Below are 15,202 nucleotides of genomic sequence, written 5' to 3' on the forward strand. Positions count from 1 at the left end.
TAAGTATGTTAGCAATTATTTCACCAGCGAAAACCCTTGATTTTGAAACAAAAGTAGATGGTTTTGCATTTTCTCAGCCAAATTTGACCGCTTGTAGCCAAGCGTTGATTGATACTTGCAAACAGCTTTCGCCTGCTGAAGTCGGGAGTTTAATGTCAATTAGCGATAAGCTAGCGGGGCTCAATGTCGCTCGCTTTGCAAAATGGCAAATTGAGCATAATCAAGACAATGCCAAAGCAGCGATTTTTGCGTTTAAAGGCGATGTTTATACCGGTTTAGATGCAGAAAATTTAACCAAAGAACAAATAGAATACGCTCAAAATCATTTGCGTATACTTTCAGGCTTATACGGATTATTAAAACCCTTAGATTTAATGCAACCTTATCGCTTAGAAATGGGGACGAAACTACGCAACGCAAAAGGTAAAGATCTTTACGCATTTTGGGGAAATACGATTACGGAACATTTGCAAAAAGCGATTAATGAACAAGGTGATCATATTTTAGTTAATCTTGCATCAGATGAATATTATGGAGCGGTTAAACCGCAGCATTTGAATGCGACTATCGTCAAGCCTATCTTTTTAGATGAAAAAAACGGCAAATATAAAGTAATTAGCTTCTATGCAAAAAAAGCAAGAGGAATGATGGTTCGTTTTATGTTAGAAAAGCAGCCAACTGAAATTGAAATGCTTAAGCAGTTTAATTATGGTGGTTATTGGTTTGATGAAGAAAGCTCAACCGCAACAGAATTTATTTTCAAGCGAGAAGAGCAATGATTGAGCGTTTATTTAGAAGAGGAATGTTATTTGCTTCTACATTGATGATAGTCGGTTGCGTGAGCCAACGAGATCCCTTTTCTGTGCCAGAAAAAGTGGATTTTCAAGGGCAAACTTACGTTAAAGTGACGGTAAATCAGCTAGATGAAATGCAGCATTTACTTTACTTGCCTGAAGCTGGAGAGAAAAATACGGCACAATGGGAAAAAGGTATTTTGTTTTTTCTAGATAAAAACAGCAAAAATCAGACGTTGGAACAACGAGCGACTTTTCGTCAATCTAGTTTTGCTAAGCAGAAAGATGTAGTTTCCACGTTTAAGATTGAGCAAAATGAACTGCAAAGTAGCGTAATTTATCCACCAACAGAACGCTTTCATAATGTGATGTTAGAAGTAACACGCGGACGTAATTTAGATTGTGGCTATGGGCAGATGCAGTTTTCAGATAAGAGATCGTTAAATAAATCGGAAATTGCAAAAAAATCAAAAAATCTGACCGCTTACAACGATGCAATCGCCGAACTTACCCTTGAATTCAACCAATTTGTGTGGTTAGTAGGATGTAGAAAATGAAAGAAAATTATGACAAATTAGTGAAGCTGGCAGCAAATTTTGCGATTATTGTTGCTATTTCGCTCATTATTATTAAAGCATTTGCTTGGTGGAAAACAGGCTCAATTTCTATTTTGGCGGCAATGACTGACTCTGTGGTGGATCTCTTTGCCTCTCTAACCAATATTTTAGTGTTACGTTTTGCGTTGCAGCCTGCAGATGATAACCACACTTTTGGGCACGGTAAGGCGGAATCTTTAGCAGCGCTCGCTCAAAGTGCCTTTATTTCTGGATCAGCGGTTTTTTTGCTGTTGCAAGGTTTTCATAAATTAACTAATCCTGAATTAATTAGCCAATCAAATATTGGGGTTGTGGTAAGCATTATCTCAATAATAGTTACTGCAATTTTAGTATTTTATCAGCGATACGTTGTTTCTGTTACACAAAGCCCCGCGATTGAAGCGGATTCCTTGCACTATCAAACAGATTTATTTATGAATGCGGCAATTTTAGTGGCAATGTTATTTAATGGGGCAGGTTTTATCTATGCTGATGCGATTTTTGCGATTGGTATTGCCTTTTATATTGCCTTTAATGCAGTAAAAATGTTTTGGGATGCGGTGCAAATCTTACTGGATAAATCATTGCCTAACGAAGAAATTGAGCGAATTAAAGAAATAGCGTTGCACCATCCGAATATTTTAGGCATTCACGATATTCAAACTCGCCGTGCTGGGGCTGTTCGGTTTATCCAGCTGCATTTGGAATTAGATGATCATTTAACGCTTTTAGTCGCTCACGAAATTACAGACAGTCTTGAGCAGAAATTGCTTAATGCTTTTCCAATGTCAAAAGTGATTATTCATCAAGAGCCAACAACGGTGGTTAAGCAAGAATTTCAAGATATGGCAGAGAATATTTAATGTATCAAATTATCGCTCATTTCAGTTACCAACATTTTGAGCAAGATCCTGTTACATTAATTAGCCAAGTTTTAAATCAATGGCTATATAATGGGCAGGTGATTGGCAGAGAAATGCCGATTACTTTTCACCAAAATGAGTTTCAAGTAAGAGTTTGTACACCCGAGCAAGAGAGTTTATTGGCTAAAAATAATAGTGATGAAGTGAATCAAGCACTATTACAAGCGGTCGAATATGGTATAAATTTTACTGGTTTTGAAATAATGGGGCGAGATTATCAAGGTGAAGAAACGAGTAATAATAAGCAGCCGAAATTCCAAATTTTATATACCACCTATTTAGATACTTGTTCGCCACTTTATGATGGCGAGCAATTTGCACCGATTCCTCTTTACTGTTTAAAAGATCAAGAACTGAGCGAAGCATTATTAAATTGGCAACAAAATTGGCAGGCTTGTGATCTATTACAAATGAAAGGTGTTATTTTAGAAGAAAACGCATTAAGACAAATCTCGGATAATAAAAGTGAATTAGCGATTGAGGGCTTAGCGTTGTGTAAACAACTAGAAGAGAAAACGCAGATTCCAACTTTCTACTATCTATACCGTTTGGGAGCTGATGAAGTAGAAGAACGTGATCGAAAATGTCCTGCTTGTAATGGGGACTGGAGATTATCTTCTCCACTGCACGATATTTTCTATTTTAAATGTGAGCGTTGTCGGCTAATTTCTAATCTCAGTTGGGAGTTGTTATAACTTTTAGTTATTTAAAGGCAATAAATCATCTTGAATGAATGCTGTAAGCGTAATAACCTTGCAGCATTTTTTATTATCTGTTGTTTTGGAGGCTGTATGTTTGTGTTTAATTTAGCGGTTTTTGTCGCTATTTTGTTTTTATTGGCAAGAATTTATCAATCTACGCAAAAGTTAGGGAAAACGGTATTTATTGGTTTAGTATTAGGGCTTACAAGCGGTGTAATTTTGCAAACTTTTTACGAGAAGCCTATTATTGATGAAACCTTAGCGTGGGTCAATCTAATTGGTAATGGTTATGTACGCTTATTGCAGATGATTGTGATGCCATTGGTATTTGTTTCTATCTTATCTGCAATGACACGCTTAAAAGAGGCTAGTACTTTAGGCAAAATCAGCTTTTATGTGTTGTCGGTATTGTTAGTCACTACAGCCATTTCTGCGGTTATCGGTATTGCGTTAGTTTATCTTTTTGATCTTTCAGCTGAAGGATTAGTGGCAGGTACTCGTGAAATTGCTGCACAAGAACGCGTTGTGGGTCGAGCTGAGCAAGTGAGCAATTTATCTGTGCCAGCAATGTTACTTTCTTTTATTCCAAGAAATCCATTTTTAGAATTAACAGGAGCAAATCCAACCTCTATTATCAGTACAGTCATTTTCTCTGGGTTACTCGGTTTTGCGGCATTAAGTTTAGGCAAAGAAGATAGGGATTTAGGCAGCCGTATCGCACAAGGGGTCGAAACTTTAAATAAATTAGTAATGCGTTTAGTCCACTTTGTTATTCGTTTAACCCCTTACGGTGTATTTGGATTGATGATTAAAATGGCAGCAACTTCGCAATGGAGCGATATCCTAAACTTAGGTCGTTTTATTGTTGCATCTTATATTGCAATCTTGTTGATGTTTGTTGTACACGGTATTTTACTTTTTGTTGTAAAAGTAAATCCGCTTGATTATTACAAAAAAGTATTACCAACCTTGAGTTTTGCTTTTACTTCTCGCTCAAGTGCAGCAACGATTCCACTGAACATTGAAACGCAAACTAATAAATTAGGGAATCATTCCGTCATTGCTAATTTTTCGGCAACATTCGGTGCGACAATTGGGCAAAATGGTTGTGCAGGGATTTATCCTGCGATGTTAGCCGTGATGATTGCACCCACAGTTGGTGTTGACCCATTTAGCTTAAACTATATTTTAACGCTGATTTTAGTCGTGGCTATTTCGTCATTTGGTATTGCAGGCGTTGGCGGTGGTGCCACATTTGCGGCAATTGTGGTGTTATCTACCTTAAACTTACCTATTGAGTTGGTTGGCTTATTGATTTCAGTTGAGCCACTTATTGATATGGGGCGTACGGCATTAAATGTAAATGGTGCTATGGTTGCGGGTAGCATCACGAATAAATGGATTAAATCTGAATAAATGCTATAAAAATGGGCGATTAATTCGCCCGTTTTTTCAACTCAATAATTATTCAACCCATTCGATCACTTCTTCAGCAGGTTTACGCGATTTTTTCTTAATATCTTTGTTACGGTAACCAAAGGTAACCATACACGAAATGCCATACTCATTGAGATCAAACAGCCCTTCATCAGCTAAAATTTGATTTACTTTCTCATAATGGAAACCTTCAATCGGGCAGGAATCAATGCCAATTAAGGCTGCACCCGTCATCATATTACCCAATGCGATATAAGTTTGCTTCGTACTCCAATCAAATAAGGTTCGTTCACTGTCTAAAATTTTCATATCTTCTTCTTGAAAACTTTTATAGCGAGCAACCGAAGCCTCAATTTGTTCATCACTTAAACCTCGTTTGATAAGTGAATCTCTTAAATATTGAGAATCATAGCGAACATTTTTTTTAGCAAGAATGACCACTAAATGGCTCATCTCTTCCATTGAGTGTTTAATTCCCCAAGAAAACGGGGCGATTTTGCTACGAATTTCAGGGTTTTGTAGCACTAAAAACTTCCACGGCTCAGAGCCAACCGAACTTGGCGAAAGACGACCCAATTCTAAAATGTAATTCATATCGTCGGTACTGATTTTTCGAACAGGATCGTAATGACGACAAGCCGCACGGAAGTTAAATGCTTCTAAGATCTGTTGTTTGCTAATATTGAACATCGCTTTTTCCTTTGTTAGCTTAAAAATTTTATTAATCATAACGCTTTTATATCGTAAAGCCAATTTTATCTCTAAATACTTGCAAAAAAATAAATAAATACGACCGCTTGTATTAAAATCCAATCCTTTACCTTAAAAATCAACAATTTAGCAGAAGGCTACATTTACTTTTTTTTGCTAAAGTATTATCATTTCACCAATTTTAAATCATCAAAATTATTAGAGGATAAAATGCACAACTTAGAAGGTTTAGTTGCACAGGCAGTTGATGCTGTTAATGCTACGAATGATATTGCCACATTAGAAGCATTGAAAGTGGAATATTTTGGTAAAAAAGGGCATTTTACCGCGTTAATGCAAGGGTTACGTAATGTTCCAGCAGAAGAACGCCCTGCGGTGGGTCAAAAAATTAATGATGCTAAACAAATCGCACAAAATGCGTTAAATGAGAAAAAAGAAAAACTGGAAGCCGAAGCGTTAAATGCCAAACTAGCTAACGAAAGTATTGATGTTTCACTTCCTGGTCGTAAAATTGAATTAGGTGGCTTACACCCAGTTTCTATTACGATTGAGCGTGTCGTAAAATTTTTCTCTGAGTTAGGTTTTACCGTAGCAAATGGCCCTGAAATTGAAACAGATTATTATAATTTTGATGCTCTCAATATTCCTGCTCATCACCCTGCCCGAGCCGATCATGATACGTTCTGGTTTGATGCAAATCGTTTATTAAGAACCCAAACTTCGGGCGTACAAATCCGTACAATGGAAAAGGTAAGCCCGCCTATCCGTATTGTGGCACCAGGTCGTGTATATCGTAATGACTACGATCAAACTCATACGCCAATGTTCCATCAAATTGAATTATTATATGTGGATAAAAAAGCGAATTTTACCGAGTTAAAAGGTTTAATTCATGATTTCTTAAAAGCATTTTTTGAAGAAGATCTACAGGTACGTTTTCGCCCATCTTTCTTCCCTTTCACGGAACCTTCGGCTGAAGTTGATGTAATGCGTCAAAATGGTAAGTGGTTGGAAGTATTAGGATGCGGAATGGTTCATCCTAATGTATTACGCAATGTAGGCATTGATCCTGAAGAATATAGCGGCTTTGCAGTCGGTATGGGTGTAGAGCGTTTAACAATGTTACGATACAATGTCACAGATTTGCGTGCATTCTTTGAAAATGACTTACGTTTCCTAAAACAGTTTAAATGATTGAATAAGACAAGCGGTCTAGAATAAGAAAAATTTTGCAAATTAAAGGATAGAAATAATGAAATTCAATGAATCTTGGTTGCGTGAATGGGTAAACCCAGCAATTAGCACAGAGCAGTTATGTGACCAAATTACGATGTTAGGTTTAGAAGTTGATGATGTAGAGCCTGTAGCAGGTAGCTTTTCAGGCGTGGTGGTTGGCGAAGTGGTTGAATGTGCCCAACACCCTGATGCCGATAAATTACGTATAACAAAAGTTAATGTGGGCGGTGAGCGTCTATTGGATATTGTGTGCGGTGCACCAAATTGTCGTCAAGGTTTAAAAGTGGCCTGTGCGGTTGATGGTGCCGTTTTACCAGGTAATTTCAAAATTAAGAAAACTAAATTACGTGGTCAGCCATCAGAAGGTATGCTTTGTTCTTATTCTGAGCTTGGCATTAAAGAAGATCATAGCGGAATTATTGAATTACCTGCAGATGCACCAGTTGGTCAAGATTTCCGTGAGTATTTGAATTTAGATGATGTTGCGATTGAAATCAGCCTTACACCAAATCGTGCTGACTGCTTAAGCATTGCTGGTATTGCTCGTGAAGTGGGCGTGATTAACCAAGCGGGTGTTAAGTCGCCAACGATTGAACCTGTTCAAGCAAGCATTTCAGATAAAGTGGCAGTCGAGTTACAAGCTCCAGAGGCTTGCCCTCGTTATTTAGCCCGTGTAGTGAAAAACGTGAATGTAAAAGCGGCTTCGCCATTGTGGTTACAAGAGAAACTCCGCCGTTGTGGTATTCGTTCAATCGATCCAATTGTAGATATTACCAACTTAAGTTTATTAGAGCTTGGGCAGCCAATGCACGCTTTTGATGCCGCTAAAATTGAAGGCAGCATTCAAGTGCGTATGGCAAAAGCGGGTGAAGAGCTTGTATTATTAGATGGTACAACAGCGAAATTGCAGTCAAATACGTTAGTAATTGCTGATAGTAAAGGTGCACTGGCTATGGCTGGGATCTTCGGTGGTGAAGCGAGTGGCGTGAGCGAAAACACAAAAGATGTAGTGCTAGAGTCTGCATTTTTTGCACCGCTTGCCATTACAGGCAGAGCTCGTCAATACGGCTTACACACCGATGCTTCACATCGTTTCGAGCGTGGTGTGGATCCTAAATTAACACGCCAAGCAATGGAACGTGCAACCGCATTATTAATTGAGATTTGTGGTGGTGAGGCTGGTGAAATTGTGGAGGCGGTCAGTGAAGAAAACTTACCAAAACGCAATACTGTCACGCTACGTCGTAGTAAATTAGATTCCGTAATTGGTCATCACATCGAAGATGCAATAGTTACAGATATCTTAACTCGTTTAGGCTTAAAGGTCACTTTTACTAATGATACTTGGACAGCTGTGGCGCCAAGCTGGCGTTTTGATATTGAAATTGAAGAAGATCTGATTGAAGAAGTAGCTCGAATTTATGGCTATAATAGCATTCCAAATAATGCTCCACTTTCTCATTTAACGATGAATGGGACACCAGAGAAGTTACTGGAAGTTAACCGTATTCGTACGGCATTCGTAGATAGTGATTATCAAGAAGTCATTACTTATAGTTTTGTAGATCCTAAAAAGCAAGCGTGCTTACATCCAGAACAACAGGCATTAGTTCTCCCGAACCCAATTTCAAGTGAAATGTCGGTAATGCGAGTATCATTGTTAACAGGTTTATTAGATACAATTGTCTATAATCAAAGTCGCCAGCAACATCGTGTGCGTATTTTTGAGGCTGGTTTACGTTTTATCCCAGATAGCAATGCGGAATCTGCTGTACGCCAAGAGTTTGTATTCGCTGCGGCAATTGTTGGTGATAAACGCCCTGTACATTGGGAAAACAAAGCTGAAGCGGCTGATTTTTTTGATCTAAAAGGCGATATTGAACGCATACTTTCTCTTAGTTCTGTGCGTAATGATCTAAAATTTGTTGTAAAACAATATCCTGCATTACACCCTGGGCAATCTGCGGCAATTATGTTAGATGGTAAAGAAATTGGCTTTATTGGTACAGTTCACCCATCTATTGTGCAAAAATTTGGCATTAAAGGTAAACCGATTGTATGTGAAATTTTAGCCTCGGCAATTGCAGAAAGAACTGTTACACAAGCGGTCGAAATTTCTAAATTTCCTGCAAATAACCGTGATATTGCGATTGTGGTTGATGAGTCTGTTCCAGCTGGCGAAGTGTTAGATGTTTGCCGTCAAGCTGCAGGCAGTAAATTAATTGCATTAAACTTATTTGATGTCTATCGTGGTGTAAATTTAGCCAAAGATAAGAAAAGTTTAGCGATTAGTTTGACTCTTCAAGATAAAGAAAAAACATTAGAAGAAAATGAAATCAATACTGTTATTCAAGCGGTATTAGCTGAATTGGCAGCACGTTTCAATGCGGTACTTCGTGATTAATCAGCAAATAAAATATGGCTGGTGTTTATATCAGCCATAACAATAAATTAAGGATAAATTATGGCTCTTACCAAGCTTGAAATTACAGAAAATCTAATTGAAAAATTAGATTTAGAAAAGCGTGTTGCCAAGCAATTTGTAGATCTATTTTTTGAAGAAATTCGTGCAACTCTTGAGAATGGCGAAGAAGTGAAATTGTCGGGTTTTGGTAATTTTTTCCTGCGAGAGAAAAAAGCTCGGCCAGGGCGTAATCCTAAAACGGGTGAAAATGTTGCGGTATCTGCTCGTAGAGTAGTTAGCTTCAAAGCGAGTAAAAAATTGCGTGAACGTGTTGAGCTGGCTATGGCTAATGCACAATCAAAAAAATAATTTATTTATATGAATATGAAATGCTCATTAAGTGGTATTAAATGAAATTAGTAAAAAAATGGCTATCATTAGGCTTTGTGCTAGTAGGTGTAGTTGTATTATCAGCTTGCTCTAGTTCAAATGGCTCTAAAACTGACGAACAAGCAAAACGAAAAATTTATCCTTCAGCTTATCATGCGGAGCTTGCAGATCCGATTATAGCAATTAGCCGCTTAAGCGAACATCAACATGAATGGAAAGGCACCCGCTATCGTTTAGGTGGCAATAGCAAATTAGGTATTGATTGCTCTGGTTTTATGCAAGTGACCTTTAGAGATCTATTTGGGATTAATCTACCGCGAACAACAAAAGAGCAAGCAAAAGAAGGACAACGTATTTCTAAGCGAGAATTACGCACAGGGGATTTAGTGTTCTTTAATACAGGCAGAGGACCAAATGGCAAACACGTGGGTGTTTATGTTAAGAATGGGCAGTTTCTTCATGCTTCAACAAAAGGCGGTGTGATTTATTCCGATATCGACTCTCCTTATTGGTCAAAGGTATTTTGGCAAGCCCGCCGCTTATGATAAATAATAACGTTTTAAGGAACTTATAATGCTGAAAAAAATTGGACAAGCGGTCATTTTTGGACTTTTTTGTGCATTTTTGATTCTATTTATTGCGCCATTATTTCAAGGTAACGTAGGGATATTTTCAGCACTCAATCAAAAAGAGATCATCAGCTACAATACTGCGGTTAAAATTGCTTCTCCAGCTGTTGTGAATGTATATAGCCGAAATTTTAGCTCAGAAAACTCAAGTTTTGAGGTAGAGAATTTAGGTTCAGGCGTTATTATGAGTAATGATGGGTATATTTTAACCAATAAGCATGTTATTGAAAATGCAGACCAGATTGTGATTGCATTGCAAAATGGATTAATTTCGGCAAATGTTAAATTAATTGGAGATGATTCATTAACAGATTTAGCAGTATTGAAAATTGATGCTGAAAATCTACCCACTATTCCGCAAAATCCAAATAGAAAGTTAGAAGTTGGTGATGTGGTATTAGCGATTGGTAATCCTTTAAATTTGGGGCAAAGTATTACCCAAGGTATTGTGAGTGCAATTGGACGTAAAACATTGACCGAGAGCGGAAGACAAAATTTCATTCAAACAGATGTGTCTATTAATCAAGGTAATTCAGGTGGTGCATTAATTAATACGGCAGGAGAATTAATAGGCATTAATACACTTCGTTTTGGCAAGAATACAAATGAGCTATCTGAAGGATTAAATTTTGCCATTCCTATCAATCATGCTAATCGAATTATGGAAAAAATTATTAAAGATGGTCGTGTCATTCGTGGTTACTTTGGCGTGAGTACTGATTTGATTGATACCGCAAAAATGAATGGCTATGAAAAGGGCGTTTTTATTGCGAATGTTGATGAACAAGGCCCTGCTGCTCAAGCTGGAATTAAATCAGGTGATTTGGTGCTTAGCATTGGCGGTATTGAGGCTTTATCACCTATTCAAATGATGACTGAATTAGCAGAAATGAAGCCCTATAGCACAGTGAAAGTGGCCGTGCAGCGTGGTGAACAATTATTGAATTTTGATGTCACAATTACCGAACTACAAGCTCAGTAAGTGATTGAATAGAAAGGGATAAAATGGAAAAAGTGGTTATTACGGTTGATGGTCCGAGTGGCGCGGGCAAAGGCACATTGTGTCACGCTCTAGCTGAAAAATTAGGCTTTGATTTTTTAGATTCTGGAGCCTTGTATCGCATTACTGCGTTGGATGCAGAGAAAAAAAATGTCTCTCTTGATGATGAGACAACATTAGCCGAAATTGCACGTAATTTAGATATTCAATTTTTACCTGAAAATGGTGAGATTAAGGTAATTTTAGAGGGCGAGAATGTTGGCGACCAAATTCGCACGGCACAAGCGGGTCAAAATGCGTCAAAAATTGCAGCTTTTCCACTGGTTAGGGAAGCGTTATTAGCGCGCCAACGTGCATTTAGCACTGAAAAAGGACTGATCGCAGATGGACGGGATATGGGGACAGTTGTCTTTCCTGATGCTAAAATTAAGCTATTTTTAGACGCAAGTGCAGAAGAACGCACAAAAAGACGCGTAAAACAGTTGCAAGAAAAAGGATTTAATGCTAACTTTGACGAGATTTTAGCTGAGATAAAAGAGCGTGATTTGCGCGATAGAAATCGTGCAGTTGCACCGCTTGTCCCAGCGAAAGATGCGTTACTTCTAGATTCCACGCATTTATCGATTGATGATGTGATTAAACAAGCGTTATACCACATCGCTCAATATATTAAATTTTAGTTTGTTGGCTTTACATAGGATTTGTTTAGCTTTTACTACCAACCCCGTTTAGCAGGAAGCTAGATGGATGTTTATTTTTAAGAAGATTTATTATGTCAGAATTATCGTTTGCTCAACTACTTGAAGAATCATTTGCAGCTACACCACGTTTAGGCGATGTTGTTAAAGGTACTGTTGTTGCTATCCAAAAAGGTTTAGTGATTGTTGATACAGGTTTCAAATCTGAATCAGCGATTGATGCATCAGAGTTTACTAATGCACAAGGCGAATTAGAAGTTCAAGTTGGTGATGAGGTTGATGTTGTCCTTAAAGCTGTAGAAGACGGATTTGGTGCAACAGTTGTTTCTCGTGGTGATGCAAAACGTAACGAAGCTTGGATTGCTTTAGAAAAAGCTTTTGAAGAACAAGCTACAGTTGTCGGTTTCGTAAATGGTAAAGTTAAAGGTGGTTTCACTGTTGAATTAAATGGTGTGCGTGCATTCTTACCAGGCTCATTAGTTGATACTCGTCCAGTTCGTGATTCTTTAAACTTAGAAGGTAAAGAGTACGAATTTAAAGTAATCAAATTAGATCAAAAACGTAATAACGTAGTTGTATCTCGTCGTGCGGTTATTGAAACAGAAAGCAACCAAGATCGTGATGCTGTATTAGCAAGTTTAGTTGAAGGTTCTGAAGTTAAAGGTACAGTTAAAAACTTGACTGACTACGGTGCTTTCGTAGATTTAGGTGGTGTTGACGGTTTATTACATATTACAGATATGGCATGGAAACGTGTTAAGCATCCAAGTGAAGTGGTTAATGTAGGCGATGAAGTTACGGTTAAAGTATTGAAATTTGACAAAGACAAAACTCGCGTATCATTAGGCTTAAAACAGCTAGGCCAAGATCCTTGGGCTGTTATTGCTGAAAATCACCCAGTAAATAGTAAATTAACAGGTAAAGTAACTAACCTAACTGATTATGGTTGCTTCGTTGAAATTTTAGATGGTGTTGAAGGTTTAGTCCACGTTTCAGAAATGGATTGGACAAACAAAAATATTCACCCATCTAAAGTAGTTAATGTAGGTGATGTTGTTGAGGTTATGGTACTTGAAGTTGATGAAGAGCGTCGTCGTATCTCTTTAGGTTTAAAACAATGTAAAGCAAACCCATGGGAGCAATTCGCTGCAACTCATAATAAAAACGATAAAGTATCAGGTAAAATCAAATCAATCACTGATTTCGGTATCTTCATCGGTTTAGAAGGTGGTATTGACGGATTAGTTCACTTATCTGACATTTCTTGGAATGTTTCAGGTGAAGAAGCTGTTCGTAACTACAAAAAAGGCGACGAAGTAGAAGCTGTTGTGTTACAAGTTGATGCTGTGAAAGAGCGTATCTCTTTAGGTATCAAGCAATTAGAATCTGATCCGTTCACAAACTTCGTAGATAGCACGAAAAAAGGTGCAGTCTTAACAGGTAAAGTTGTAGAAGTGGATGCTAAAGGCGTTAAAGTTGAATTAGACGGTGGCGTTGAAGCATTTATTCGTACAAATGAAGCAACTGCGGAGCGCATTGAAGATATTACATCAGTAATTTCTGTAGGTGATTCAATTGAAGCAAAATACACAGGCGTAGATCGTAAATCTCGTATTGTAAACTTATCGGTTCGTGCGAAAAATGAAGCTGAAGAATCAGCAGCAATTGCACAGGTGAACAAAGAAGAAGTTGCAGTACCAAATGCATTTGCTGAAGCTTTCAAAGCAGCTAAAGGTGAATAATTTTAGCTTCTAACTGATAAATGGGTATGTTCTAAACATACCCATTTAAACTTAGAATAGTTATTTTAAATACTCATTAATTTTATAAGTGATTATTTAAAATAGCTATAATGATTTTGATGAGGAAGAGATGACCAAATCCGAATTAATTGAGAGGTTAATTGCCCAAAACTCAAGTTTGCAAATTAAAACCGTAGAAAATTGTGTAAAAGAGATTTTAGAGCATTTAACGCTTACGTTAGAAAAAGGTGAGCGAATTGAAGTGAGAGGTTTTGGTAGCTTTTCCTTGCATTATCGACAACCTCGAGTAGGGCGTAATCCTAAAACTGGTGATAGTGTGGTATTATCTGAGAAATACGTTCCTCATTTTAAACCAGGTAAGGATTTAAAAGAGCGGGTAGACTTAATGTAATTCTCATTAAGTTATACATTTCTATAGTCAGGGAGATTATATGGTTAAGTATATTTTGAGTATTTTAATTGTAATTACGGTAATTATTGTTGCAATTACAGTTGGTGCAAATAATGATCAACTTATTACTTTTAATTATATTATTGCACAAAGTGAATTACGCTTATCTACATTAGTAGCAATTTTATTTGGTTTAGGATTAATTTTAGGCTGGTTGGTAACAGGTATTTTTTACTTAAAAATTAAACTCCAAAATATCGCGTTGAATCGCCGTGTAAAACGCCAATCTCAGCAAATCATTGAATTAACCACGCCAAAGGTTGAATAGCTAATGCTTGAATTATTGTTCCTTTTATTGCCTATTGCTGCATTATATGGTTGGTATATGGGGCGGCGTAGTGCAAAAAAGGAGCAAGAAACCGTCAGTAATAAATTCTCTCGTGAGTATGTTGCTGGCTTAAACCTTCTATTATCTAATCAACAGGAGAAAGCTGTCGATCTTTTCCTTTCTATGCTGCAAAAGCAAGAGTCTGAAAATCAAATTTCTACTGAATCTCAGTTTGAAGCAGAATTAACTTTAGGTAATTTATTCCGTTCAAGGGGAGAAATTGATAGGGCTCTGCGAATTCATCAAGCATTAGAGAATAATCCTAATTATTCGTTTGAACAGAAATTATTAGCAAAGCAGCAATTAGCTAAGGATTTTATGGCTGCAGGTTTTTATGATCGAGCAGAAAATTATTATATTTCATTGGTTGATGAACCAGAATTTGCTAAACATTCCTTATTTCAGCTTACTGTTGTTTATCAAAAAACACGAGAGTGGAAGAAAGCGATTAATGTCTTTGAGAAATTATTAAAAATTTCGCCTGAGTCCGATAAAATCCCGCTATCTCATTTTTTCTGTGAATATGCACAAGCGGTCAAATTTGAAGATAAAATGGCATTTGTTGATGCGTTAAATAAAGCTTTAGACTATTATCCAGAATCTACCCGAGCCTCAATGATGCTTGGGGATTTTTATTTAGAACAAAGAGAGTCTATAAAAGCATTAGGTTATTTTGAGCAAATACTCCAGCAAGATCCTGATTATATTAGCGAGGTACTTGGTCGTATTCTAGAATGTTATACGGTCTTAAATGATCCTAATGGTTATGAGTTATTTTTGATTAAAGCAAATCAAGTAAAACATAATAGTAGCGTAGATGTTGCATTAACTGAATTTATTGAAGAAAAAGATGGCGTTAATGCTGCGCATTCTAAGTTGTATCAGCAGTTAAGTAGTTATCCGAGTTTGATCACTTTCCATCGTTTTATTCGCTATCAAGCAGATTTTGCTGAAGCAGGGAGTGGTAAAGAAAGCTTGATTTTGTTACATAATATGGTGGGTAATCAAATCAAAAAAGGTTTTCAATATCGTTGCTTAAATTGTGGTTATCAAAGTTATCGATTAATGTGGCAATGCCCATCTTGTAATCAATGGGAAAAAATTAAACCGATACCAAGTATCGATGGTCTTATCCAATAGA

At 37.2% G+C, this 15,202-nt stretch carries 16 protein-coding genes; 15 read left to right on the forward strand and 1 reads right to left on the reverse strand.

The features are described 5' to 3' along the window. The first annotated feature begins 5 nt into the window (after positions 1-5). The 5 genes from yaaA to HV560_RS07140 all read left to right on the forward strand — a co-directional run bounded on the left by yaaA (position 6) and on the right by HV560_RS07140 (position 4,430). On the forward strand, positions 6-779 hold the full coding sequence (gene yaaA / locus HV560_RS07120) for a peroxide stress protein YaaA (protein ID WP_176812522.1): 774 nt from the start codon (positions 6-8) through the stop codon (positions 777-779). Continuing rightward, on the forward strand, positions 776-1,351 hold the full coding sequence (locus tag HV560_RS07125) for an ABC transporter ATPase (protein ID WP_176812523.1): 576 nt from the start codon (positions 776-778) through the stop codon (positions 1,349-1,351). The genes yaaA and HV560_RS07125 overlap by 4 nt, the downstream gene beginning before the upstream one ends. After that, a complete protein-coding gene (locus tag HV560_RS07130) occupies positions 1,348-2,253 on the forward strand; it encodes a cation diffusion facilitator family transporter (RefSeq protein WP_176808362.1) in 906 nt (301 codons plus the stop codon). The genes HV560_RS07125 and HV560_RS07130 overlap by 4 nt, the downstream gene beginning before the upstream one ends. Beyond that, positions 2,253-3,008, forward strand: coding sequence for a Zn-ribbon-containing protein (locus HV560_RS07135; RefSeq protein WP_176812524.1), 756 nt, complete (start codon positions 2,253-2,255; stop codon positions 3,006-3,008). The genes HV560_RS07130 and HV560_RS07135 overlap by 1 nt, the downstream gene beginning before the upstream one ends. A 96-nt stretch (positions 3,009-3,104) precedes the next feature. Further along, positions 3,105-4,430: an L-cystine transporter gene (locus tag HV560_RS07140; RefSeq protein ID WP_176808364.1), complete on the forward strand. Its 1,326-nt coding sequence runs from the start codon at positions 3,105-3,107 to the stop codon at positions 4,428-4,430. A gap of 48 nt (positions 4,431-4,478) precedes the next feature. Here HV560_RS07140 and HV560_RS07145 read toward each other — a convergent pair whose 3' ends face one another. Then, the gene (locus tag HV560_RS07145; protein ID WP_176812525.1) at positions 4,479-5,141 is read right to left on the reverse strand and encodes an NAD(P)H-dependent oxidoreductase; all 663 of its coding nucleotides are present in this window, start codon (positions 5,139-5,141) and stop codon (positions 4,479-4,481) included. 231 nt (positions 5,142-5,372) lie between these two features. On the opposite strand from HV560_RS07145, the gene pheS reads away from it, so the two are divergent. The 10 genes from pheS to lapB all read left to right on the forward strand — a co-directional run bounded on the left by pheS (position 5,373) and on the right by lapB (position 15,201). Beyond that, positions 5,373-6,356, forward strand: coding sequence for a phenylalanine--tRNA ligase subunit alpha (pheS, locus tag HV560_RS07150; protein WP_176812526.1), 984 nt, complete (start codon positions 5,373-5,375; stop codon positions 6,354-6,356). Positions 6,357-6,414: 58 nt separating this feature from the next. Beyond that, on the forward strand, positions 6,415-8,802 hold the full coding sequence (gene pheT, locus HV560_RS07155; RefSeq protein WP_176812527.1) for a phenylalanine--tRNA ligase subunit beta: 2,388 nt from the start codon (positions 6,415-6,417) through the stop codon (positions 8,800-8,802). A 60-nt stretch (positions 8,803-8,862) separates the two neighbouring features. Then, complete coding sequence (locus HV560_RS07160) at positions 8,863-9,171, forward strand: integration host factor subunit alpha (protein WP_176808368.1); 309 nt, start codon at positions 8,863-8,865, stop codon at positions 9,169-9,171. Between the two features lie 41 nt (positions 9,172-9,212). After that, the gene (locus HV560_RS07165) at positions 9,213-9,737 is read left to right on the forward strand and encodes an NlpC/P60 family protein (RefSeq protein WP_176808369.1); all 525 of its coding nucleotides are present in this window, start codon (positions 9,213-9,215) and stop codon (positions 9,735-9,737) included. A 28-nt stretch (positions 9,738-9,765) separates the two neighbouring features. Beyond that, complete coding sequence (degS, locus tag HV560_RS07170) at positions 9,766-10,803, forward strand: outer membrane-stress sensor serine endopeptidase DegS (RefSeq protein WP_176808370.1); 1,038 nt, start codon at positions 9,766-9,768, stop codon at positions 10,801-10,803. Between the two features lie 23 nt (positions 10,804-10,826). Next, positions 10,827-11,501: a (d)CMP kinase gene (gene cmk, locus HV560_RS07175; protein ID WP_176812528.1), complete on the forward strand. Its 675-nt coding sequence runs from the start codon at positions 10,827-10,829 to the stop codon at positions 11,499-11,501. 92 nt (positions 11,502-11,593) lie between these two features. Further along, on the forward strand, positions 11,594-13,261 hold the full coding sequence (gene rpsA, locus HV560_RS07180; protein ID WP_176812529.1) for a 30S ribosomal protein S1: 1,668 nt from the start codon (positions 11,594-11,596) through the stop codon (positions 13,259-13,261). 130 nt (positions 13,262-13,391) lie between these two features. Further along, positions 13,392-13,673, forward strand: coding sequence for an integration host factor subunit beta (locus HV560_RS07185; RefSeq protein WP_176808372.1), 282 nt, complete (start codon positions 13,392-13,394; stop codon positions 13,671-13,673). Positions 13,674-13,713: 40 nt separating this feature from the next. After that, a complete protein-coding gene (locus tag HV560_RS07190) occupies positions 13,714-14,001 on the forward strand; it encodes a LapA family protein (RefSeq protein WP_176808373.1) in 288 nt (95 codons plus the stop codon). Between the two features lie 3 nt (positions 14,002-14,004). After that, positions 14,005-15,201 carry a lipopolysaccharide assembly protein LapB gene (gene lapB / locus HV560_RS07195; RefSeq protein WP_176812530.1) on the forward strand — a complete coding sequence of 399 codons (1,197 nt, stop codon included), beginning with the start codon at positions 14,005-14,007 and terminating at the stop codon, positions 15,199-15,201. Position 15,202 lies beyond the last annotated feature (1 nt).

Source organism: Mannheimia pernigra, assembly GCF_013377995.1.
Classification (GTDB): domain Bacteria; phylum Pseudomonadota; class Gammaproteobacteria; order Enterobacterales; family Pasteurellaceae; genus Mannheimia; species Mannheimia pernigra.